This window comes from Streptomyces sp. NBC_00461 (genome assembly GCF_036013935.1).
In the GTDB taxonomy this organism is placed as follows: Bacteria; Actinomycetota; Actinomycetes; order Streptomycetales; family Streptomycetaceae; genus Streptomyces.
Genome location: NZ_CP107902.1, coordinates 2265047 through 2287049 on the forward strand (window position 1 = coordinate 2265047; position 22003 = coordinate 2287049).

Below are 22003 nucleotides of genomic sequence, written 5' to 3' on the forward strand. Positions count from 1 at the left end.
GGCGGATCAGGCCCCGGGTCAGCAGCAGCGACCCTGCGGATGGGCCTCCCGGTGCAGCGTGCGCAGCACCTGGTACTCGCGGCGGGTCGGGACCGGTGCGAGCGGGTGGTGGCGCCGGTGACGCTCGCAGTAACGGTCGTACTCGGCCTCCCCGGTCAGCTCCCGCAGGTACCAGCCGACCGACCGAACCCACTGCCGGGCGTTCACGACCGGGCCCCCACCAGCGGTTCACCGGCCTGCTCGGGCAGGTCGATACGGGACTCGACGTACGGCGCCTCGGTGGTCGGCAGTGCGCCCGGGGACCGTACGGCTCGTACGCACACCACCGCGGCGTTCACGATCACGACCGCGACCAGCAGCAGGAAGAGCGCGATCAGTACACCGTCGACCGTGGAGTTGGTGACCACGGTGTGCATGTCGTCGAGGGTCTTGGCGGGCGGAAGAACCTGCTTCGCGTCGATGCCGTCGGTGTACTTGGCGCGCTGGGCGAAGAAGCCGATCTTGGGGTCGTCGGAGAAGATCTTCTGCCAGCCCGCGGTGAAGGTGACCGCGGTGACCCAGGCGAGCGGGATTCCGGTGACCCAGGCCCAGCGCAGCCGCCCGGACTTGATCAGGACCGTCGTGCAGACCGTCAGGGCGACGGCGGCCAGGAGCTGGTTCGCGATGCCGAAGAGCGGGAAGAGCTGGTTGATTCCACCCAGCGGGTCGGTGGCGCCGGTGTAGAGGAAGTAGCCCCAGGCGGCGACGACCAGACCGCTGCACAGCCAGATGCCGGGCTTCCAGTTGACCCGGCCCATCGGCTTCCACACGTTGCCCAGCATGTCCTGGAGCATGAAGCGCCCGACCCGGGTGCCCGCGTCGACCGTGGTCAGGATGAACAGCGCCTCGAACATGATCGCGAAGTGGTACCAGAAGGCCTTCATCGCGGTGCCGCCGAAGATGCCGGAGAAGATCTCCGACATGCCGACCGCGAGGGTCGGGGCGCCGCCGGAGCGGGCGATGAGGGTCTGCTCCTCCACCGCACCGGCCGCGTGGGTGAGCTGGTCGGGGGTGATGGTGAAGCCGAGGCCGGCGACGGCGTGGGACGCCGACTCCGCCGTCGTACCGAGGAGTCCGGCGGGTGCGTTCATCGCGTAGTACAGGCCCGGCTCCAGGGCGGCCGCGGCGATCAGCGCCATGATCGCGACGAACGACTCCATGAGCATGGCGCCGTAGCCGATCATCCGGACCTGGGACTCCTTCTGGATCAGCTTCGGAGTCGTACCGGAGGAGACCAGGGCGTGGAAGCCGGACAGGGCGCCGCAGGCGATGGTGATGAACAGGAAGGGGAAGAGGGAGCCGGCGAAGACCGGGCCCGCTCCCGAGGTCGCGAACTTGCTGACCGCGTCCGCGTGCAGGACCGGGGCGGCCACGACCACGCCGATCGCGAGCAGCGCGATGGTGCCGATCTTCATGAAGGTGGAGAGGTAGTCGCGCGGGGCCAGCAGCATCCACACGGGCAGGACCGAGGCGACGAAGCCGTAGCCGATGAGACAGAAGACGAGGGTCGTCGGGCTGAGGGTGAAGGCGGAGGCCAGTGAGGAGCCCTGGATCCAGCTGCCGCCGATGATCGCCAGCAGGAGCAGCGCCACGCCGATGAGGCTGGTCTCCACGACCCGGCCCGGGCGGATGCGGTGCATCCAGAAGCCCATGAACAGGGCGATGGGAACGGTCATGGCGACGGAGAAGGTGCCCCAGGGGGAATGTGCGAGGGCATTGACGACGACCAGGGCCAGCACACCCAGCAGGATGATCATGATGGCGAACACGGCGATCAGGGCCGCGGCTCCGCCCGCCCGACCGATCTCGTCCCGTGCCATCTGCCCGAGCGACTTGCCGTCCCGTCGCATCGACAGGAACAGGACCACCATGTCCTGCACCGCCCCCGCGAAGATCACCCCGGCCACGATCCAGAGCGTGCCCGGCAGGTATCCCATCTGGGCCGCGAGGACGGGGCCCACCAGCGGTCCGGCGCCCGCGATCGCGGCGAAGTGATGGCCGAGCAGCACCCGGCGGTCGGTGGGGTGGAAGTCGACGCCGTCCTCGAGGCGTTCGGCGGGGGTGGCCCGGCGGTCGTCCGGCTTCAGTACGCGGCGGACGATGAAGCGGGAGTAGAAGCGGTAGGCGATGGCGTACGAGCCGAGGGCGGCGATCACCAGCCAGACCGCGGAGATCTTCTCGCCCCGGGCCAGGGCGAGAACACCCCAGGCGACCGCGCCGAGCAGGGCGACGGCGGTCCACAACATGGCCGACTTAGGGGATATTCGTCGTTTTTCGGGCGCCTGAAGGGCGGACGCGGGCATGGCGGCTCCTCACCTGGACGGTGTGAAAAGAAGTGCGCTGGGATCAGCGGCGGTGATGTCGGTCCGTCAGCGCGTACGCGGCGAGCAGGCAGAGGCCACACCCCGGCACCCAGGCGAGCTGGTACCAGTAGAAGAACGGCGTCCCCGCCAGCCGCGGCTCCGCGCCGGCGTACCAGGGGACCCACAGCAGGCCTGCCGCGGGCGCGAGGAGCAGTACGGCGATCGCGACGCGCCGTAGCCGGTGATGACGGGTCCGTGCCATGACCTGCGCTCCTCTCCCGTTCGCTGTCGGTCTGTGCAAGAGTTGCCCACCCCCCGGAACCGGTTGACAGCGAATTTCCGGGAAATTTCCCGCCGGTTCCCTGTCATCCGTTCCGGTCACCCGCGCAACTCTCCCGCGAGGGCACACACCAAGGACGGTGACCCATGGCCGATGGCGCCATGACCGCGACGTTTCTCGCCGTGATCGGCGGAGCGTCGCTGCTCGCCGTCACGGCACGCCGTCTGCACCCGAGCGACCGGCTGCCCTCGCTGGAGGGCTGGGCGCTGGCCGACCGCAGTCTGGGCCCGGTGTGGACCTGGTTCCTGCTCGGCGGCACGATCTTCACCGCGTACACCTTCACCGCCGTACCGGGACTCGCTTACGGCAACGGCGCCCCCGCCTTCTTCGCCGTGCCGTACACGGTGATCGTCTGCCCGATCGCCTTCGTGCTGCTGAGCCGCCTGTGGGAGGTGGCCCGCAAGCACGGATACGTCACCGCCGCCGACTTCGTGCGCGGACGGTACGGATCCCCGTCGCTGGCCCTGGTGGTCGCGCTGACCGGGATCCTGGCGACGATGCCGTATCTGGCGCTTCAACTGCTGGGGATAAGGGCGGTGTTGACCGCCGGGGGCGTCTACCCGCGGGGGGCGACCGGGGATCTGGTGATGGTGGCGCTGTTCGCCGGACTCGCCGTCGCCACGTACCGGCACGGGCTGCGCGCGCCGACGGTCATCTCGGCGCTCAAGGCGGTCGCCGTCTTCGTCTCGCTCACGGCGGTCACCTGGCTGGTCCTGGAGCGGCTCGGCGGTCCGCGGCCCGTCTTCGACGGCGCTGCGCAACGGCTCGGCAGCCCCGCGCTGCTCCTCTCCCCCGCCCAGCAGCCCGCCTACGCCACCCTCGCCCTCGGCTCCGCGCTCGCCCTCCTCATGTACCCGCACGTGCTGACCGCAGGGTTCGCCGCCGACGGCCCGCGCACCCTGCGCAAGGTCTCCGTGGCCCTGCCCGCCTGGACCGGACTGCTCGCCCTGTTCGGCTTCCTGGGCATCGCGGCGCTCGCGGCGGGCGTGCGCGCGCCGAAGGGCGGCGCCGAGGCCGCCGTACCGATGCTGGTGGACCGGCTGATGCCTGGGCCGCTCGCCGGGCTGGTGTTCGGCGCGATCACCGTGGGGGCGCTGGTACCGGCGGCGGTCATGTCGATCGCGGCGGCCACCAGCTTCGTACGCAATGTGTACGTCGAGTACGTGCACCCGACCGCGACTCCCAAGCGGCAGGTGCGCATCGCCAAGGCCGTCTCGCTCACCGCGAAGGTTGGGGCGGTGGCCTTCGTGTTCGGGCTGCGCGACCAGGACGCGATCAACCTCCAACTGCTCGGCGGGGTCTGGATCCTGCAGATCTTCCCGGCCGTGGCGATCGGCCTGTTCACCGGGCGGCTGCATCCACGGGCGCTGTTCGCCGGATGGGGTGCGGGCATGGCGGCCGGGACCTACCTGGTCGTGCGCGAGGGCTTCTCGTCCATCGTGCCGCTCGGTTCCGGACCGCTGGAGATCTACGCCGGCCTCGCCGCCCTGCTGCTCAACCTGATCGTCGCGGTGGCCGCCACGGCCGTCCTCGAACGTCTCGGCGTCCCGCGCGGCGCCGACCTGACCGACCTGCCGTCCCGCCTGACAGTCAGGCGGCGCCCGGAGACGGGAGCGAACCGAACGTGAGACGCAGACAACCGACGCCTGCACCGGAGCCCCATGTGGGGCTGCCGGGTGAGCCGCTCGCGCCCGCGCTGCCCGACCCGGCCGACCTGGAGCGCGAGGCCACGCTCGCGCGGCTCTTCGAGCTGCACTACTCCTCGATGCTGCGCCTGGCCGTGCTGCTCGGCGCGGACGACCCGGAGAACGTCGTGGCCGAGGCCTACTACCAGATCTACCGCAAGTGGCGGCGCCTCAGGGACGTAGATGCGGCCGAGGCCTATCTGCGCTCCACGGTGTGCAATCTGACCCGGATGCGGATACGGCATCTGCAGGTCGCCCGCAAGCACGTGGAGAACCCGCCGGTGCTGCCGGACGAGGCCGTCGCCTCCGCCGAGAGCACGGCGCTGCTGCGTGACGACCAGCGCGTGCTCATCGACGCCCTGCAGCAACTCCCGGCACGGCAGCGCGAGGCACTCGTGCTGCGACACTGGCTCGGGCTGAAGGAGAGCGAGATCGCCGCCGCGATGGGCATCTCCCCCGGTTCGGTGAAGACCCACACGGCACGCGGCATCGCCGCTCTGACCCAGGCGATGGAGGCCCGGCGATGACGCATCGAGATGCGACTCCGTCGCGTGGCACCGGTCCCGGCCGCACCGAGCGGGAACTGAGCGAGGCCCTCGCCGCGCTCGCCGACGGAGTGCAGGCCGCCCCCGACGCCTACCGCACGGCACGCGGCGAGTGGCTGCGCCGCGAACGCCGACGCCGACTCGTCCTCGCCGTCCTGATCGCCGTGGTCTTCGCCCTGGCCACGCTGATCGGGCTGTGGGTACTCAACCAGACTCCGTCGCACCCGGGCGTGATCTTCTCGACGACCGCCGTCAGCAACGCGTCACTCCCCCGGCCCCACCCCTGATTGCCCCACCGCCCGGCCGGGAACCCGCAACTCCGTGCACCCCCGTATCGAGGATTACGCCCTCATCGGCGACGAACAGACCGCGGCCCTGGTCGGCCGGGACGGCTCCGTCGACTGGCTCTGCCTGCCGCGCTTCGACTCGGCGGCCTGCTTCGCGCGGCTGCTCGGCGACGAGGACAACGGCCACTGGCGCATCGCCCCCAAGGGCGCCGACGGTCCCTGCACCCGCCGGGCCTACCGCCCCGACACCCTCGTCCTGGACACCGAGTGGGAGACGGACGAGGGCGCGGTGCGCGTGACCGACCTGATGCCGCAGCGCGAACGCGCCCCCGATCTCGTACGAGTCGTCGAGGGCCTGCGCGGCAGGGTGACCGTCCGCAGCACGCTGCGCCTGCGCTTCGACTACGGGTCGATCGTGCCGTGGGTGCGCAGATCCGGCGAGCACCGGGTGGCCGTCGCCGGCCCGGACTCGGTCTGGCTGCGCAGCGACCCCTCGGTGCACACCTGGGGCGAAGGCCTCGCCACGCACTCGGAGTTCACCGTCGAGGCGGGCGAGAAGGTCGCGTTCGTCCTCACCTGGCACCCCTCCTACCGTCAGCGTCCGCCGCAGATCGACCCGTACGAGGTGCTGCGCGCCAGCGTCGCGGACTGGCAGGCATGGGCGTCCCAGTGCCGCTACCACGGTCCTCACCGGGACGCCGTGGTGCGTTCCCTGATCACTCTCAAGGCGCTCACCTACCGGCCGACCGGCGGCATCGTCGCCGCCACCACCACGTCCCTGCCGGAGGCGCTGGGCGGGGTGCGCAACTGGGACTACCGCTACTGCTGGCTGCGCGACTCCACGTTCACCCTGGACGCACTCCTGACCTGCGGCTACCACGAGGAGGCCGAGGCCTGGCGGGACTGGCTGCTGCGCGCGGTCGCGGGTGATCCGGCCGACCTGCAGATCATGTACGGCCTGGCGGGCGAGCGACGGCTGCCCGAGTTCGAGCTGCCGTGGCTGTCCGGCTTCGCGGGGTCGACACCCGTACGCATCGGCAACGGGGCCGTGAACCAGCTGCAGTTGGACGTGTACGGCGAGGTCATGGACTCGCTGTCGCTGTCCCGGAGTTCGGGCCTGTCCACCAAACCGCACATGTGGTCGATCCAGGCCGCGCTGATGCAGTGGCTGCAGTCCGAGTGGCGACAACCCGACGAGGGACTGTGGGAGGTACGCGGCGGCCGGCGTCACTTCGTCCACTCCAAGGTCATGGTGTGGGTGGCCGCGGACCGTGCCGTACGCGCGCTGGAGGAGAACCCGGGCCTGGAGGGCGATCTCGACGGCTGGCGCGCGCTGCGCGACGAGGTCCACCGCGAGGTGTGCGAGAAGGGCTTCGACCGCGAGCGGAACACCTTCACGCAGTACTACGGCTCGCGCGAACTGGACGCCGCGCTCCTCCTCATCGGGCGCGTCGGCTTCCTGCCGCCCGACGACCCGCGCTTGCGCGGCACCATCGACGCCATCCGCGAAGACCTCAGCCACGGCGGCTTCCTGCGCCGCTACAGCACCGACGAGACGACGATCGACGGGCTGCCCGGCGAGGAGGGCACCTTCCTGGTCTGCTCGTTCTGGCTCGCGGTCGCACTGCACAAGACGGGCCGGAAGCAGGAGGCACGGGACCTGTTCGAAAGGCTGCTGGGGCTCGCCAACGACGTGGGCCTGCTGTCCGAGGAGTACGACCCCGTGGGCGACCGTCTGCTCGGCAACTTCCCGCAGGCCTTCAGTCACGTCGGTCTGGTGCACACCGCCCTCGCCCTGTACGAGGACGACGAGGCAGGATAAGGGCCATGGATCTTGGACTGAAGGACCGGGTGTACGTCGTCACCGGGGCCACGCGCGGCCTCGGCCACGCCACCGCGCGTGAACTCGTCGCGGACGGCGCGAAGGTGGTTATCACCGGGCGGGACGAGAAGCGGGTCGCCGACGCGGCGGCCGCGCTGGGACCGAACGCGGCCGGGGTGGCCGTCGACAACGCGGACGCCGACGCGGCCGCGCGGCTCGTCGAGGCGGCGCGGCAGCGGTTCGGCGGCTTCGACGGCATCCTCATCAGCGTGGGCGGCCCCGCCCCCGGGTTCGTCGCGGACAACACGGACGAGCAGTGGCGGTCGGCGTTCGAGTCGGTGTTCCTGGGAGCGGTCCGGCTCGCGCGGGCGGCAGCGGCGGAACTCGAAGCCGGGGGTGTGATCGGGTTCGTGCTGTCCGGGTCGGTGCACGAGCCGATTCCGGGACTGACCATTTCGAACGCGCTGCGGCCGGGCCTGGCCGGGTTCGCCAAATCGATCTCGGACGAGCTGGGGCCGCGGGGAATCCGGGTCGTCGGTCTGCTGCCGGCCCGTATCGACACGGACCGGGTGCGCGAGCTGGACGGCCTGTCCGCCGACCCCGAGGCCACCCGGGCGGCCCATGAGTCGCGTATTCCGCTGCGGCGCTACGGGCTGCCGGAGGAGTTCGGGAGGACGGCCGCCTTCCTGTTGTCGCCGGCCGCTTCCTATCTGACGGGCATCATGGTCCCGGTCGACGGCGGCATGCGGCACGGGTTCTGACGCCCGGTCCGGTCAACTCACCCTTTCCGCACGGTGCTTGACGCCCTTCAGCCGCACCTGAGCGGGAAGGGCCGCGAGGCCCGCCGAATTGCGTGCGTGCATCAGCGCCTGGTCCGTGAGGTGGTGCAGGGCAGCCACCGGGTCCACGTGCGGTTCCAGGTGGAGTTGTACGCGCGCCTTCGGGGCGTCACGGTTACCGGTCAGCCGGGCGTGGGCATGCGCCACGCCGTCCAGCTCGCCCGCCTCGCCCGCCAGTACGCCCTCCAGGGCCCGGCCCCGCAGCAGCGCCCCCTCGCCGTCGCCGGTGTCGACCATGACCTCGGCGAGGCGGCGCCGACGCAGGACCGCGGTCAGCCACCACAGGCCGAGCAGGACCAGGACGGCCAGTGCGGCGATGACGGTGGGCCACCACCAGCCGGCGTCCCGCCAACGGGTGCGTTCGGCGTCGCTGAGCAGTACGTCGTGCCGCCCGTCGTGGATCCACCAGGAGGGGGGCTCAAGGCCGAGTCCCACGGCCAGTACGGAGCCGCCCAGCAGGAGCAGCACCAGCCCGACGATCCCGATCAGCACGCGGTTGACGGTCCTGAGCATCGCCCTCACCTCTTCCGTCCGGGACGCCGTACGTGCACCGTCAGCGCGGGGGGCCGGGACAGCCCCAGGCCCTCGACCGCCTCCGCGAGCGCGGTGTCCAGGTCGGCGCGCACGTCGTCCGGTTCGCGGAAGTGCGAGACGGCGAAGACGTCGGCCCGGGACCGGCGCACCCGCACCCGTACCGACTGCACACCGGCGACCTCCATGGCACGGTCGCGCAGCACCAGTGCGGCCGCCTCCCGGTACAGACCGGCGTGTACGTCGGTGTCGGGGCGCCGCATCGGCAGGACGCCGCGCAGGCCCGGCGTGGCGGCGAGCACGATCAGCCAGAGGCCGAGGACCGCGGCGACGCCGGCGCCGACGAGCACCCAGGTGTCGTCGAGGGGGCGCTCGGCCAGCTGCCGGGCGAGTTCGCGGCGCCAGCTCATCGCGGGCCGGCCGGCGCGCACGGCTGCGACGTCGTAGAGGAAGATGCCCGCGACCGCCAGGATCAGGGCCGCGACGATGCCCGCGGGGACGCGGCGCGCGGACCAGAAGCGGCCCTCGCGTGCGTCGTCGGCCGCCGACGGGGGCGGTGGTGCGTGGTCCAGGTCGCCGCCGGGCGCCTTCTCGATGACCGGCAGTCGTTGTGTGGTGCCCTCGGAGCCCTGGGGCTCGCTCATCGCGTCCTCCCCTGTCCCGCGCCGTGCGCCGGGGTCAGATGCAGCCGCTCCACGTGAACGGCGACCTCCGGCACCTCCATGCCCACCAACGCGCGTACCCGCGAAGCGACATGCCGACGCACATCCGCGCACCGCGCGCCGATGTCGCAGGGGTAGTCGAACTCGACGTGCAGGCGGATGTGGGCGGCGCCATGGTGGACCACGACGGCGGCCTGCGCGGGTGTGGTGTCCCCGGACTGGCCGGCGAGCATTTCGCGGGCGGCCTGGGCGGCGACCTTCGAGACCACCCGGTCGGCGATCCTGGTGGCACCGCGCTCGCCCGGCGCGACGGTGGCCGGGGGTCTGCGAACTTCAGCGGCGCCCTCGCTCACCGGTGTCACCGCCGGCGGTCGTCACGCGTACGGAAGAAGTCGCCGATTTCCAGGTCCCCCTCCAGGAACCGGCCGACGACGAAACCGATGGCACCCAGGGCGGCCACCAGCACAAAGGCTCCGAAGCCGCCGAAGTACCCGGCGAAGCCCAGCGCCATTCCGGCGACCATGCCGACCACGGCCATGCTCATCGTGCACTCCCCTCAGCGGTGCGGTTGTCCGATCCCCGGGATGTCACTGGAGCCGCGTCTCCTGCTCGTCGTCCTCTTCGTCCGGCAGCTTCACATCGCTCACGGCGATGTTGACCTCCACGACCTCGAGGCCGGCCATCCGCTCCACCGCCGCGATGACGTTCTCGCGCACGTCATGGGCGACGTCGGAGATCGAGACGCCGTAGTCGACGACGATCTCCAGGTCGAGCGCCGTCTGCACCTCGCCGACCTCGGCCTTCACGCCGCGTGTCACGGACTTCGAGCCGCCCGGCACCCGGTCGCGCACCGCGCCGAAGGTGCGGCTGATCCCGCTGCCCAGGGCGTGCACGCCGACCACGTCGCGCGCGGCCAGTCCGGCGATCTTCTCCACGACCCCGTCGGCGATCGTCGTACGCCCCCGGGTGGCCGGGTCTCCCCCGCCGCGCCGCGTCGACTTCCGCAGCGCTGGGCCGTCCGCGACCTCGCCCGCTTCTCCGGGGCTCCTCGTCCGGTTCTGCTCCGTCATGTCGGTCATCGCCGTACGTCCCTTCGATTCGTCCTCCTTTCACCACGGTAAGCGGGGTTGCGCCCCCGCGCGCCGCTGATGCGGCAGGCTGGAGGAATGACGGCGGAACGGTGGGCGCAAGAGGTGCGGCATCAGCTGGGCCTGGGCAGACTCCTGCCCCTGGGCGGACCGCGCGAGGGCGCGTGGATCTCGGAGGCGGCGGCCGAGGCGGTGCTCAGGCGCGCGGCCGGGGAGTTGCGCTGGGTACGGCTGGACGGGCTGCGGATCGCGCTCGCCGACCCGGACACCGCAGCCGACCCCGCCGTACCGCCCCCGCCGAGCGCCCTGCCGCCCGGACCGCTACGACTGACGGCGGACTTCGCTGCGACGGGCGCGCAGCCACTGCCGACCACCGCGACCCTGCTGCGTACGACGCTGACGGCCGCGGCGACCGAGCTGCTCGGCCTGGTGGTGGCGGAGGTGGACCTGCGGGTCACGGCGCTGCTGGACGAGGACCCGGAGGCCGTGCCGGTGCGGCCTCCGGAGCCGCCGCCCGCCGCCGGGTCCGGGACCGGCGACGAGGGCCGCGCCGCGGCTGCCGCCCTCGCCGTCCCGGGAGTCGCCCGTCTGACGGGCGGCCTCGGCCGGTCCGTGCACATCGAGGAGCGGCACGAGGAGGGCGCGCTGCCGCACCGTCACGCGCGCGTGGAGCTGGCGGTGGACGCGGGCCACCGGGCCGTGGACGTGGCCCGGGAGGTGCGCGCGGCGGTCTCCGTGTCGCCGGCGGATCACCTGACGGTGGCGGTACTGATCACGACCGTGGGCTGAGCACAGCCGTGAGCTGAGCACAGCCGTGAGCTGAGCACAGCCGTGGGCGAGCGGTCGTGGCGCCGTCCGGTGCGATCGGCCCACTCGCCCCGACGGCCCACTCGCCCGGACGGCTTACTCGCCCAGGCCGGCCAGGTCCCGCAGGCGCCGTGCCTGCGCGGCCCGCTCGGCGGCGCGCTGGGCGTCGTAGTCCCGGCCCTGCGCCCCGCGCAGCAGTGCCTTGGTCTCGATCACCGCGTCCCGGGGTGCCGCCAGGACAGCCGACACCAGGTCGTGCACGGCGCCGTCGAGCTGTTCGGCGGGTACCGCGAGGTTGGCGAGGCCCGTGCTGACGGCCTCCTCGGCCAGGACGAAGCGGCCGGTCGCGCAGATCTCCAGTGCGCGGGCATAGCCGACCAGTCCGACGAGCGGATGCGTGCCGGTCAGGTCGGGTACGAGTCCGAGGCTGGTCTCGCGCATGGCGAACTGCACGTCGTCGGCGACCACGCGCAGGTCGCAGGCGAGCGCCAGCTGGAAGCCCGCGCCGATGGCATGCCCCTGCACGGCGGCGATGGACACGAGGTCACTGCGCCGCCACCAGGTGAATCCGGCCTGGAACTCGGCGATGATCGCGTCGAGTTCGCCGTCGCTGCTGCGCGCGATGTCGACGAACGTCGGCTCGCCCTCGATTCCCTCGGGCGTGAACATGCGCCGGTCGAGCCCGGCGGAGAAGGACTGCCCCTCGGCGCGCAGCACGACGACACGGACGGACCCCGGCAGGACCCGCCCGGCCTCGGCGAGCGCACGCCACATGGCGGGGCTCTGCGCGTTGCGCTTGGTCGGGTTGTCCAGCGTCACCGTGGCGATCGCGTCGTCGACGGTGAGCCGTACGCCGTCCTTGTCGAGCAGCGGACCGAGGTCCTGGGCAGGCGAAGCCATGGAATGCCTCCGATGAGTGCGGTCAGCAGAGCGAAGCTAAGTGACTGCACAGTAACCACCCGGCCGATCTGCCGACCGACCGGGTGGCCACCATCGAAGCCGATGTGCCTCCCGAGATCAGGACGAGGCGGCCTTCTTGCCCCGCGTCGCCCCGCCACGCCCACGGAGCGTGACGCCCGACTCGCTGAGCATCCGGTGCACGAAGCCATACGAGCGGCCGGTTTCCTCGGCCAGCGCCCGAATGCTCGCACCGGAGTCGTACTTCTTCTTCAGGTCTGCCGCGAGCTTGTCGCGCGCGGCGCCGGTTACCCGGCTGCCCTTCTTCAGAGTCTCGGCCACCCGTGCCTCCTCATGGGAAGTGCGCTCTGGTCCCCTCATGATCACCCCTCCGGGCGTTCATGGCCACCCATTCGGCAAGGTCCGTGAGACAGGGTTTTGACGACAGGAGCGCATCGCCACAAGCGGAATCTGCGATTCTCCCTATTGGCGTTCGTACCGCCGAACGGGTTATTTCGCGAAGCACCAGGTCAGAGACGTACAACGGCCGAGCCCTTGTCGATAAAGGGCTCGGCCGCGAATTCGATGTAGGACACACCTCGGTACGAGGAGATCTCACACAGATGATGGATCACGGATCGGCCGAATGATCCATACGCTGTGGATCACGCTTTCGATCACGCAGTGCTGACTCTCAGGCGAGGGCGACGAGGTCCGCGTAGTCGGCGCCCCACAGGTCCTCGACGCCGTCCGGCAGCAGGATGATCCGCTCCGGCTGCAGCGCCTCGACGGCGCCCTCGTCGTGGGTGACGAGGACGACGGCGCCCTTGTAGGTGCGCAGGGCGCCGAGGATCTCCTCGCGGCTGGCGGGGTCGAGGTTGTTGGTCGGCTCGTCCAGCAGCAGGACGTTCGCGGAGGAGACCACCAGGGTCGCCAGGGCCAGGCGGGTCTTCTCGCCGCCGGAGAGGACACCGGCCGGCTTGTCGACGTCGTCGCCGGAGAACAGGAACGAGCCGAGCGTCTTGCGCACCTCGACGAGGTCCAGGTCGGGGGCGGCGGACCGCATGTTCTCCAGGACCGTGCGCTCAGGGTCGAGGGTCTCGTGCTCCTGCGCGTAGTAGCCGAGCTTGAGGCCGTGGCCCTCGACGACCTCGCCGGTGTCGGGCGTCTCGACGCCGCCGAGGAGCCTGAGCAGGGTGGTCTTGCCGGCGCCGTTCAGGCCGAGGATGACGACGCGGGAACCCTTGTCGATGGCCAGGTCGACGTCGGTGAAGATCTCCAGCGAGCCGTACGACTTCGACAGGCCCTCGGCGGTCAGGGGCGTCTTTCCGCACGGCGCGGGCTCGGGGAAGCGCAGCTTGGCGACCTTGTCGCTCTGGCGCACCGCATCGAGGCCGGCGAGCAACCGGTCGGCACGCTTGGCCATGTTCTGCGCGGCGACGGTCTTGGTGGCCTTGGCGCGCATCTTGTCGGCCTGCGAGTGCAGGGCGGCGGCCTTCTTCTCGGCGTTCTGCCGCTCGCGCTTGCGGCGCTTCTCGTCGGCCTCGCGCTGCTGCTGGTAGAGCTTCCAGCCCATGTTGTAGATGTCGATCTGGGCGCGGTTGGCGTCCAGGTAGAACACCTTGTTGACGACCGTCTCGACCAGGTCGACATCGTGGGAGATCACGATGAATCCGCCGCGGTAGGTCTTCAGGTAGTCGCGCAGCCAGACGATCGAGTCAGCGTCGAGGTGGTTGGTCGGCTCGTCGAGCAGCAGGGTGTCCGCGTCCGAGAAGAGGATGCGGGCCAGTTCGATACGGCGGCGCTGACCGCCGGAGAGCGTGTGCAGCGGCTGGCCGAGCACCCGGTCGGGCAGGTTGAGGGCGGCGGCGATGGTGGCGGCCTCGGCCTCGGCGGCGTACCCGCCCTTGGTGAGGAACTCGGTCTCGTTGCGCTCGTACTGCTTGAGCGCCTTCTCGCGGGTGGCGCCCTGGCCGTTGGCGATCCGCTGTTCGTTCTCGCGCATCTTGCGGAGCAGTACGTCGAGACCGCGCGCGGACAGGACGCGGTCGCGGGCGAGGATGTCGAGGTCGCCGGTGCGCGGGTCCTGCGGGAGGTAGCCGACCTCGCCGGAGCGGGTGACCGTGCCTCCGGCGGGGATGCCGTCGCCGGCGAGGACCTTGGTGAGAGTGGTCTTGCCGGCGCCGTTGCGGCCGACGAGTCCGATGCGGTCGCCCTTGGCGATACGGAAGGAGGCGGACTCGATGAGGACGCGGGCACCGGCGCGCAGCTCGATACCGGAGGCGGAGATCACGGACAGGCTCCAGGGCAGACTGGGGTGACGGGTGGGCGACTGAGGACGTTCCCGCCGTCTAATGCGCGAGGAGAATGGCCATGGGCCAAGTCTAACGGGGCTGTGCAACCACTTTTTCTGTGTTCGGGTGTTCGGGCCGCCCGTCCGGGCGGCCGTTGCCGAGGGACGCACGGTGCGGGGTGATCCGGCCCAGGTCGTCCACGGCGATGAGCTGGGACGTCCACGCCGATTCCGGGCAGGGCTGGGCGACGAGCAGCGCTCCGGCAGCGTGACGTACGGCACGTTCGGGCGCGAAGGCGCACCCACCGCGCGCGGGCACCACCCAGCGCAGGTCGCCGTCGGCGATGCGGTAGGCGGCGATGCGGGGCGGGGTGACGACGGCGAGGATTCCACGGCCCAGGGGGCGCAGGACTCCGGTGCCGCCCTGTGCGGGAAGCCAGTCGGCGCTCGCGGGGAGGGCGCGGTGCCAGCGGACGGAGGCGCCGTCGGCGGCGGTGACCAGTCCGTCGTCCCAGAGCGTGATGGTGTCCCCGCGCGCGTGGAGCACGGTGAGCGGACGGCGGCCGTCGCGTGTGTAGTGCGCGCCTGCGGTGAAGTGGTCTCCGTAGGGGGCGGGGCGGGACTCGTGGACGGCGGCCAGGACGGGCACCGCCAGGAGGAGGGCCAGGGTGGCGACGAGGCGGCGGGGGACGCGGCGGGCGCCCGGGAGTTCACTGGTCTCGGGGGTGGCCCGGCGCGCCCCCTTCGTCTCGACCGGCAGATCGCCCACCGTGCCCCCTTCCGCGCCCATCGCCCTCGGATCCGGCGCAGAGCGTAGCCACGGGCGGGGTCGGCGGCCGGGGTGTGGCGACGTGACACGGCGGGGTGAGGGGGCGCGTCCCCCGTTCGGCTCTTCGCCGGCGCCGGCGGGCGGCCGCGGGCTGCACCGAGATCTCGGTATCTCGGTGCACGAGGGCGAGGACGGCTCGGTGACGCACGCCGAGCCGGCGCAGGGCAGCGGCGGCGGTGATGGTCGGCTCCGAGGGCCGCGGCGGCGTCTTCGACCCGCTCGGCGAGGAAGGGCGCGGGCCCGAGCGGGGTGTACGGCGTCGTGGACGACGTCTGCGCGCACCCCCGGCGCGCGGCGCGTCGGCGAGTTCGGCAAAGCCGAGAACCTCACGCTGCCCCCGCTGTCCCGGCTCCGCACGGGCCGGCGTCTGCTCGACGCCCGTCTGGAGGACGCGCTCGTCGACGGCTGGGTGGAGCGGGTCGGCATCCGTGGAGATCCTGATGTCCCCGACGGACCAGGGCCACAGCCACGGCTCACGGAGCTGCCTGGCCCGGGACGCCGAGGGCAGTATCCGGAGCCTCGGCGCGCACGCGCGCCCCGGATGCCCGCCGACGGCTCCTAATTGCCGCCGGTGTGCACCTGGAAGGCGGCGCGGCGCACGGCCTTCGCCAGGGCGGGGTCCGGGTGCGCCGCGGCGAGTGCGACCAGGACCTGCACGGTGCGGGGGTGGCCGACGGCGCGCACCTCGTCCAGGAGCATGGGGACCGTCGGCTGCACGGCGGACTCCAGGTGCCGTACGAGCATCGGGGACTCGCCGTGGTCGGCGACGGCGGCCGCGGTGTCGACCCACAGCCAGGTGGCCTCCTCCCGGGTGAGGACCTCGTGGGCGTCCTCGGGGTCGACGCCGTCGTGCTCGGCGAGCCACAGCAGGGCGTAGGGCCGCAGCGTGGGCTCGTCGGCCACGGCGCTGACGTCGGGCTCGGCGGGGGCGCCGACCACGCGCAGCGCCTCGAAGGCGAGGCCGCGCAGCAGGGCGTCGTCGCCGCGGGCCGCGTCGATGAGTTCGCTGACGGCGCTGCCGACGGGCCGGGCGGCGAGCCAGGCGCGGTACTCGGCGCGGGCCGCGTTGGGGCGGAGCTGGGCGCAGCCGCGGAGCATGTCCTCGGCGGCCTGCTCGATGTTCCCGGCGGGGCTCTGCGCGGCGACGCAGATCTGCTCCAGCTTGACCCAGACCGCCCAGCTGCCGAGCGGGGTGAGCGTGGCCTGTCCGTCGCCGTAGGTGAGCGCGCCGACGGAGCCGAGGGCGTGCAGGGCCCAGTCGAGGAGGGGCGCGAGCGGGGTGTCGAGGGCCTGCGGCTGCTGCAGGGGGCCGGGCTGCGGCCCGTAGGGGATCTCGCAGCGCTCCGTGCGCAGTTCGGTGACCCGCTGCTCCAGGAGGTCCAGAAGCTGGTCGACCGGGACGGGCCCGGCGGACAGCTGGAGGAAGGAGAGCACCTGAGGCATGGCCGAGACGACCTCGCCGACGGCCGCGGGCTCGTGCTCCGCGGGCTCGGCGTGAGCGAGCGACCAGGCGTCGAACAGGGCGACCCAGCCGCGCAGTACGGCGCTGTCGTCGCGGTTCCAGGCACGCAGCCGCCAGCCGGGGCGGGCGCTGTCGCCGTGCACCTCGACGAGGCCGGCGAGACGGGCGGTGTCCCAGTCGGCGCGGACCTGAGCCGCTGTCAGGCCCAGGTCGCGGGAGGCCCGTTCCGCGGTCGCCTCGGCGAGGGTGGCCTTGCCGTCGGCTGTCGCGCTGTCGCCGCCCGGGCCGAGCGCGGCGTCCGCCCAGCGGGCGACGCGGGCCGCGGCGGCCAGACCGGAGCGCGCCATTCTGGCCAGCTCCGCGGGCGCCGGTGTGCCCTCCGGAGGGCGGGGCGCGGCGCGGCGCGAGCGCCGCTGGTTCACAGCTGAGGGGGCGGCGGCCAGGGGTCGCGGGCGGACGAGTCGAAGCCTGGAGTCGCGCGGGATACGGGACGTCACGGGTGCAGTCTTCCGGTTGACGGTCGGAAAACCCAAACGGAATGTCACGGGGGGCGACGGGACTGGCCAACGGACGGGGGCCGGCGAGCGGCTCGGGGCCGAGAACCGGCCAGTGGTACGGCCTTAAACGGAATCGCGTGTGTTGTTCAGCTCCACTGCGCCCGGCCCTGGCGGAGGGTCACCTCGGCGGGGTCACATCAGCGGGGTGAGGAAGCGGCGCAACGCCTCTTCGTAGGCCTTCGGGTCGGCGTTCCACATCGCTCCGTGCCCGGCCTGCGCCACGGTGCGCAGGGCGATCAGGTTGGGGTGGGTGTTCGCGAGCCGGCGGGAGTACTCCCAGGGGGCCAGTGTGTCGTCGGGGCCGTGGAAGATCAGCGTCGGGACGGTGAGCTGCGCGGCCCCGGCGGTGCGATCGCGTTCCAGGCCCGTGCGCCCCTGGGCGGCCCGCACGGCGAGCGGGAGCAGCGCGCCCGGCGTGCGACGGGCCGAGGCGAGGGCGCGCAGCGTCGTCGCCCAGCTGAGGACCGGGGAGTCCAGGACCAGTCCCGAGATGCTCTCCCGCAGCGCGGAGTGCTCGGCGGCGCGCAGCGCCATGGTGGCGCCGGTGGACCAGCCGTGCAGCACGACGTGCCTGGCGCCGTGGTTCACGGCGTGCCGGATCGCCGCGTCCACGTCGCGCCACTCCGTCTCGCCGAGGTGGTTCAGACCGTCCGGGGAACGGGGGGCGCCGCGGTCGCCGCGGTAGGCGAGGTCGAGCACCGGGAAGCGCTGGCGGTGCAGGAACTCCATCACGTTCATGGGGTGTTCCCTGGTGGCTCCCAGGCCGTGCACCGTGATCACCCAGGTGTCCCGGACGCCGGGCACGAACCAGGCGGGCAGGGAGCCGAGTTCGCCGGGGATGTCCACGTCGGTGTGGTCGAGTCCGAGGGCGGTGGTCGGGTTGCCGATGTGCACGTTCGGGGTCAGCCAGACCTTGTCGCCGGGCTCCAGGGCGCCGTGCGTGACCCGTTCCAGGCGGCGGACAACGGTGTCGGCGGAGTGCGTGGCGGTGTCGAGGACGGGGCCGACGACGGCATGGGTACCATCGCCGGAGAGGCCGTAGGTGCCGGGGCGCAGGGCCGCCAGGTCACGGGTGAGCGCGATCTGGCCGGCGGCCGTCGCGTGCACGGTGAGCCGCGGTTCGGTGGGCAGCGGCCTGCCCGGGGACGTCTTGAGTGCCGCGTCGCTCGCGAACCGGCCGGCGGCCACGGAGGCTGCGCCGGCTGCCAGGGCTACGGTGACGGCAGCGGCCGTTGCTTTGACGGTGCGCACCCGTCCAGTGTCCTGGCCAACCCGGTCACGGGCCAGCGGGAGGGCGGAACGGGGTGACGCCGGTTGCGGGACCGGCACTCTCGGGGCGGGGTGCCCAGCACCGCCACGCGCGTGGTGGGCTCAGCCCGGCTGCCCGTACCCCCGCAGCTTCTCGCCCGCCTCCGCCATCTGTTCGCGGGACAGCAGCGCCGGTGACATGCCCGGTACCGACGACGCCGTCAGCCACAGTCGGCACATCCACTCCAGTTGGGCCGTGCGGTCGTAGGCCTGGTCCAGGGTGGTGCCGTAGGTGATCATGCCGTGGTTCCGGAGGAGACAGCCGGTGCGGTCGGCGAGGGCATGGAGCATGTTCTCGGCCAACTCGTCGGTGCCATATGTCGCATAGGGGGCAACCCGGACAGACCCGCCGAGGGCGCCGGCCATGTAGTGGATCGTCGGGAGTTCGGGGACGAGCGTCGAGACGGCCGTCGCGTGCACGGCGTGCGTGTGGACCACGGCGCGGGCGTCGGTGGTGCGATAGACGGCGAGGTGCATGGGCAGCTCGCTGGTCGGGGCCAGGGTGCCGAGCACCTGCCGGCCGTCGAGGTCGACGCCGGTCACGTCCGCGGGCGTGAGCCGGTCGTAGGGCACGCCCGACGGCGTGACCAGCACGGTGTCCCCGACGCGCACGGAGACGTTGCCGGAGGTGCCGACGACGAGACCGTCGAGGACCGTGCGGCGGGCGGCCGCGACGAGCGCGTCCCAGGCGTGCGCCTCCTCGTCGCCCACACCCCTCCCCCGCCTCTCCGGCACATCCCGCGCACTCTCTCGCGCATCCCGTTCGTCCCGCCGGTCCCGCTGCTGCTCACCCATGCGGCGATCCTGTCAGGCACACCCCCAACCCGCCGCCGGGCAGGGGCACTTTAGGGCGGAAGCCGGACCTCCGAAAGTCCCCGTACACGGACATATCCCCTTCTCTCCGTGCTTGGCCAGAGATCGACGAACATTCAACGATCTTCCAGTAATCTCCGGTTGTTTTGTCGTGCACGTCGCCATTCCGGGGGGAAACATGGCTCGTGATCGCAAACCGTTCCGCCGTCGCACCCGCGTCACAGCGGTCTGCGCGGCCGCACTCGCCATCGGGGCGTCCGCCCTCGCCGAGGTTCCGGCCTCGGCGGCGAGCCCGCCGAAGGGGCACGACGTCTCTTCGCACCAGAAGAACGTCGACTGGTCCGGCGCGAAAGCCAGGGGCGCCAGATTCGTATACGTCAAGGCGACCGAGTCCACCAACTACCGCAACCCGTACTTCAGCCAGCAGTACAACGGCGCCCGCACCGCCGGCATCATCCGCGGGGCGTACCACTTCGCGCTGCCGAACAAGTCGTCGGGCGCGACGCAGGCGGCGTACTTCGTGCGCAACGGCGGGAGGTGGAGCGCGGACGGCTGGACCCTGCCGCCCGCGCTCGACATCGAGTACAACCCGTACGACTCCAGGCACAAGTGCTACGGCCTGAGCAAGGCGGGCATGGTCAACTGGATCAAGTCGTTCAGCAACGAGCTGAAGCAGCTCACCGGCCGTCGTCCGGTGATCTACACGACCACCCACTGGTGGAACACGTGCACCGGCGGCAGCCGCGCCTTCGCCTCCGACCACGCACTGTAGATCGCCCGCCACGACTCGGCGGACGCGGGCTCACTGCCGGCCGGATGGTCGTTCTGGACCTTCTGGCAGTACGACAACAGCGGCGGCCTGCCGGGTGACCAGAATCTCTTCAACGGCTCCCAGGCGCAGCTGAGGACGTTCGCCCGGGGCCACTGACCAAGGGACAGAAGGGACGAGAGGGTCGCCGAGATCGGGCGGTACGGCGACCCCCTCATCCAGACACTCCAGGGACCTCCCCAGTTCATCTTCCGTTCACTCAGGTTTCCTACGGTCAACTGACCGATGACCTCGAACGATTGCCTGGGTAAATGGAAAACTTCTCGCTGATCCTCGCGATTGTGGTCGTAACCGCACTCGCGTTTGATTTCACGAACGGTTTCCACGACACCGCCAACGCGATGGCCACCACCATCTCGACCGGCGCACTCAAGCCCAAGGTCGCGGTGGCCATGTCCGCCGTGCTGAACCTTGTTGGCGCCTTTCTCTCGGTGGAGGTCGCCAACACGATCTCCAAAGGTCTCGTCGACGAGACCGGCATACGTCCCGAGGTCATATTCGCGGCGCTGGTCGGCGCGATCCTCTGGAACCTGCTGACCTGGCTGGTCGGGCTCCCCTCCAGCTCCTCGCACGCCCTGATGGGCGGTCTGATCGGCGCCACCGTCGCCTCGGCGGGTACGGGCGCCGTACACGGCGACGTACTCGTCACCAAGGTGCTCATCCCCGCGCTCGCCGCCCCGATCGTGGCGGGCCTCGCAGCGATGCTCGCGACCCGACTGTCGTACACCCTGGGCAAAAAGGCCGACGGCAAGGCCGCCGCGAAGGGCTACCGGGCCGGGCAGATCGCCTCCGCGGGCCTGGTCTCGCTGGCCCACGGCACCAACGACGCACAGAAGACGATGGGCATCATCACCCTCGCCCTGGTCGCCGGCGGCGCCGTCGCTCCCGACTCCGACCCGCCCACCTGGGTCATCCTCTCCGCGGGCCTCGCCATCGCGCTCGGCACCTACCTCGGCGGCTGGCGGATCATCCGCACCATGGGCAAGGGCCTGACCGAACTCCAGCCGCAGCAGGGCTTCGCCGCCCAGACCAGCGCGGCCACGGCGATCCTGGCCTCCTCGCACCTCGGCTTCTCCCTGTCCACCACGCACGTCGTCTCCGGTTCGGTGATGGGTGCGGGCCTCGGCCGCAAAGGCGGCGTGGTCCGCTGGTCGACGGCGACCCGGATGCTCGTGGCCTGGTGCCTGACGCTGCCGGCCGCGGCCCTGGTGGGCGCGCTGGCCGAGTCGGTCACGGATCTCGGCGCCTGGGGTACGGCCGTCGTCGCCGTCTTCCTGATCGCCTCCAGCGCGGCCATCTGGAAGCTCTCCCGGCGCGAGGTCGTCGACGCGACGAACGTCAACGAGACCGAGGAGCCGGCCGGTGTGGTGACCACGGCGATCGCCGCCGTGGCCCGGCCCCCGGCGGGCACGGTGACCGAGGACCTGACGGCCACGATCCCCGCCCCGGCCACGACCGCCCCCGACCCCGCGATCCCGCCGGCCGCGGCCGTCTGAGCCCGCGCACCCGGCACGAAGGAAGAGAAGCAGCATGAAGATCGACTGGGCAGCTCTGGGCTCCGTCTTCGGCGTCAGCCTCGCGGTCACCGTGGGCCTCGTGGCCCTGTTCACCCTCGGCGTCATGGGCCTGTCGCGCCGCGAACGCGCTGCCACGCAGGGCGACTCGGCCGCGGCCGCGGTCACGGCCGCCTACGTGTGCTTCGCGGCGTGCGCGGCGGCGGTGGCGTACGGGATCTATCTGGTGGTGGTCAAGGCCTGAGGCCTCGGACCCCTTGGGTGCCGGGACGGTGATCCGTCCCGGCACCACGCGTTTGCGTGACCCCCACGACCTCTCGGATGTGGGCCTGCGCACACTCCTCCGTCCCAGGTCAACAGCAAGTTGACTGCCCTTCCGGGCCCGTGGTGGACTGCCGGAGCCATGTACGACGGCGCGAGAGGAAGCCGGTGGAAGTCCGGCGCGGTCCCGCCACTGTCACCGGGGTAGGTAGTCCCGGGAGCCAGGAACTCTCACCGTCGGTCTCGTCGAACCAGGGCGTGGACACCCTGAGTGAGGACAAATCGCCATGCG

23 protein-coding genes, 1 pseudogene and 1 riboswitch are annotated in these 22003 nt (G+C 71.8%); of the genes and pseudogenes, 9 read left to right on the top strand and 15 right to left on the bottom strand.

Going from position 1 to position 22003, the window contains the following annotated elements; all coding sequences use genetic code 11:
• Window positions 1-18: 18 nt before the first annotated feature.
• From OG870_RS10820 to OG870_RS10830, 3 genes are read right to left on the bottom strand one after another with little or no spacing between them, the layout of a single operon-like run.
• Window positions 19-207 (bottom strand): YbdD/YjiX family protein, encoded by a 189-nt coding sequence (locus tag OG870_RS10820; protein WP_266511874.1) that lies wholly within the window; start codon window positions 205-207, stop codon window positions 19-21.
• The gene (locus OG870_RS10825; RefSeq protein WP_266585628.1) at window positions 204-2342 is read right to left on the bottom strand and encodes a carbon starvation CstA family protein; all 2139 of its coding nucleotides are present in this window, start codon (window positions 2340-2342) and stop codon (window positions 204-206) included. The genes OG870_RS10820 and OG870_RS10825 overlap by 4 nt, the downstream gene beginning before the upstream one ends.
• Before the next feature lie 43 nt (window positions 2343-2385).
• The gene (locus OG870_RS10830) at window positions 2386-2604 is read right to left on the bottom strand and encodes a DUF3311 domain-containing protein (RefSeq protein WP_266511878.1); all 219 of its coding nucleotides are present in this window, start codon (window positions 2602-2604) and stop codon (window positions 2386-2388) included.
• A 164-nt stretch (window positions 2605-2768) separates the two neighbouring features.
• On the opposite strand from OG870_RS10830, the gene OG870_RS10835 reads away from it, so the two are divergent.
• Genes OG870_RS10835 through OG870_RS10855 form a run of 5 tightly spaced genes read left to right on the top strand, consistent with a single transcriptional unit; the run spans window position 2769 to window position 7782 of the window.
• Window positions 2769-4310 (top strand): sodium:solute symporter family protein, encoded by a 1542-nt coding sequence (locus OG870_RS10835; protein ID WP_266511880.1) that lies wholly within the window; start codon window positions 2769-2771, stop codon window positions 4308-4310.
• Window positions 4307-4894 carry an RNA polymerase sigma factor gene (locus tag OG870_RS10840; protein WP_405661921.1) on the top strand — a complete coding sequence of 196 codons (588 nt, stop codon included), beginning with the start codon at window positions 4307-4309 and terminating at the stop codon, window positions 4892-4894. The genes OG870_RS10835 and OG870_RS10840 overlap by 4 nt, the downstream gene beginning before the upstream one ends.
• The gene (locus OG870_RS10845) at window positions 4891-5199 is read left to right on the top strand and encodes a hypothetical protein (RefSeq protein ID WP_266511882.1); all 309 of its coding nucleotides are present in this window, start codon (window positions 4891-4893) and stop codon (window positions 5197-5199) included. Before OG870_RS10840 ends, OG870_RS10845 begins: the two co-directional genes overlap by 4 nt.
• Window positions 5200-5233: 34 nt before the next feature.
• Window positions 5234-7021: a glycoside hydrolase family 15 protein gene (locus OG870_RS10850; protein WP_266585627.1), complete on the top strand. Its 1788-nt coding sequence runs from the start codon at window positions 5234-5236 to the stop codon at window positions 7019-7021.
• A 5-nt stretch (window positions 7022-7026) separates the two neighbouring features.
• Entirely contained in the window at window positions 7027-7782 is a 756-nt protein-coding gene (locus OG870_RS10855) for an SDR family oxidoreductase (protein WP_266511887.1), read from the top strand.
• A 12-nt stretch (window positions 7783-7794) separates the two neighbouring features.
• Here OG870_RS10855 and amaP read toward each other — a convergent pair whose 3' ends face one another.
• The 5 genes from amaP to OG870_RS10880 are packed head-to-tail and all read right to left on the bottom strand — an operon-like array spanning window position 7795 to window position 10132.
• The gene (gene amaP, locus OG870_RS10860) at window positions 7795-8373 is read right to left on the bottom strand and encodes an alkaline shock response membrane anchor protein AmaP (protein WP_266511890.1); all 579 of its coding nucleotides are present in this window, start codon (window positions 8371-8373) and stop codon (window positions 7795-7797) included.
• A gap of 5 nt (window positions 8374-8378) precedes the next feature.
• Window positions 8379-9035, bottom strand: coding sequence for a DUF6286 domain-containing protein (locus OG870_RS10865; RefSeq protein WP_266585626.1), 657 nt, complete (start codon window positions 9033-9035; stop codon window positions 8379-8381).
• Window positions 9032-9415 carry an Asp23/Gls24 family envelope stress response protein gene (locus OG870_RS10870; RefSeq protein ID WP_266511896.1) on the bottom strand — a complete coding sequence of 128 codons (384 nt, stop codon included), beginning with the start codon at window positions 9413-9415 and terminating at the stop codon, window positions 9032-9034. Before OG870_RS10870 ends, OG870_RS10865 begins: the two co-directional genes overlap by 4 nt.
• Window positions 9412-9597 (bottom strand): hypothetical protein, encoded by a 186-nt coding sequence (locus tag OG870_RS10875; RefSeq protein WP_266511899.1) that lies wholly within the window; start codon window positions 9595-9597, stop codon window positions 9412-9414. Before OG870_RS10875 ends, OG870_RS10870 begins: the two co-directional genes overlap by 4 nt.
• Before the next feature lie 43 nt (window positions 9598-9640).
• Window positions 9641-10132 (bottom strand): Asp23/Gls24 family envelope stress response protein, encoded by a 492-nt coding sequence (locus OG870_RS10880; RefSeq protein WP_266585625.1) that lies wholly within the window; start codon window positions 10130-10132, stop codon window positions 9641-9643.
• A gap of 87 nt (window positions 10133-10219) precedes the next feature.
• Here OG870_RS10880 and OG870_RS10885 point away from each other — a divergent pair, with 87 nt between their 5' ends.
• Window positions 10220-10930: a nucleopolyhedrovirus P10 family protein gene (locus OG870_RS10885; protein WP_266923632.1), complete on the top strand. Its 711-nt coding sequence runs from the start codon at window positions 10220-10222 to the stop codon at window positions 10928-10930.
• 114 nt (window positions 10931-11044) lie between these two features.
• Here the strand turns inward: OG870_RS10885 and OG870_RS10890 are convergent, their stop codons facing one another.
• From OG870_RS10890 to OG870_RS10925, 7 genes are all read right to left on the bottom strand, one after another.
• Complete coding sequence (locus tag OG870_RS10890; protein ID WP_266511909.1) at window positions 11045-11848, bottom strand: enoyl-CoA hydratase/isomerase family protein; 804 nt, start codon at window positions 11846-11848, stop codon at window positions 11045-11047.
• 117 nt (window positions 11849-11965) lie between these two features.
• Window positions 11966-12187: a helix-turn-helix domain-containing protein gene (locus tag OG870_RS10895; RefSeq protein ID WP_004002281.1), complete on the bottom strand. Its 222-nt coding sequence runs from the start codon at window positions 12185-12187 to the stop codon at window positions 11966-11968.
• Between the two features lie 352 nt (window positions 12188-12539).
• Window positions 12540-14138: an ABC-F family ATP-binding cassette domain-containing protein gene (locus OG870_RS10900; protein WP_266511912.1), complete on the bottom strand. Its 1599-nt coding sequence runs from the start codon at window positions 14136-14138 to the stop codon at window positions 12540-12542.
• Window positions 14139-14229: 91 nt separating this feature from the next.
• Window positions 14230-14907: a hypothetical protein gene (locus OG870_RS10905; RefSeq protein ID WP_266923634.1), complete on the bottom strand. Its 678-nt coding sequence runs from the start codon at window positions 14905-14907 to the stop codon at window positions 14230-14232.
• Between the two features lie 618 nt (window positions 14908-15525).
• Window positions 15526-16926 carry a hypothetical protein gene (locus OG870_RS10915; protein WP_266585623.1) on the bottom strand — a complete coding sequence of 467 codons (1401 nt, stop codon included), beginning with the start codon at window positions 16924-16926 and terminating at the stop codon, window positions 15526-15528.
• A gap of 192 nt (window positions 16927-17118) precedes the next feature.
• Window positions 17119-18237: an alpha/beta hydrolase family protein gene (locus OG870_RS10920; protein ID WP_266841211.1), complete on the bottom strand. Its 1119-nt coding sequence runs from the start codon at window positions 18235-18237 to the stop codon at window positions 17119-17121.
• Window positions 18238-18357: 120 nt separating this feature from the next.
• Entirely contained in the window at window positions 18358-19089 is a 732-nt protein-coding gene (locus OG870_RS10925; protein ID WP_266585621.1) for a class II aldolase/adducin family protein, read from the bottom strand.
• Window positions 19090-19285: 196 nt separating this feature from the next.
• Between OG870_RS10925 and OG870_RS10930 the strand changes: the two are divergent.
• The 3 genes and pseudogenes from OG870_RS10930 (at window position 19286) to OG870_RS10940 (ending at window position 21694) form a co-directional block, all read left to right on the top strand.
• Window positions 19286-20035, top strand: a pseudogene (locus tag OG870_RS10930) (lysozyme).
• A gap of 152 nt (window positions 20036-20187) precedes the next feature.
• Window positions 20188-21432, top strand: a complete 1245-nt coding sequence (locus OG870_RS10935) for an inorganic phosphate transporter (protein ID WP_266511929.1) — start codon at window positions 20188-20190, stop codon at window positions 21430-21432.
• A gap of 34 nt (window positions 21433-21466) precedes the next feature.
• A complete protein-coding gene (locus tag OG870_RS10940) occupies window positions 21467-21694 on the top strand; it encodes a hypothetical protein (protein WP_266511931.1) in 228 nt (75 codons plus the stop codon).
• A 127-nt stretch (window positions 21695-21821) separates the two neighbouring features.
• Window positions 21822-21961, top strand: a riboswitch (cobalamin riboswitch).
• The last annotated feature ends 42 nt before the right edge of the window (window positions 21962-22003 follow it).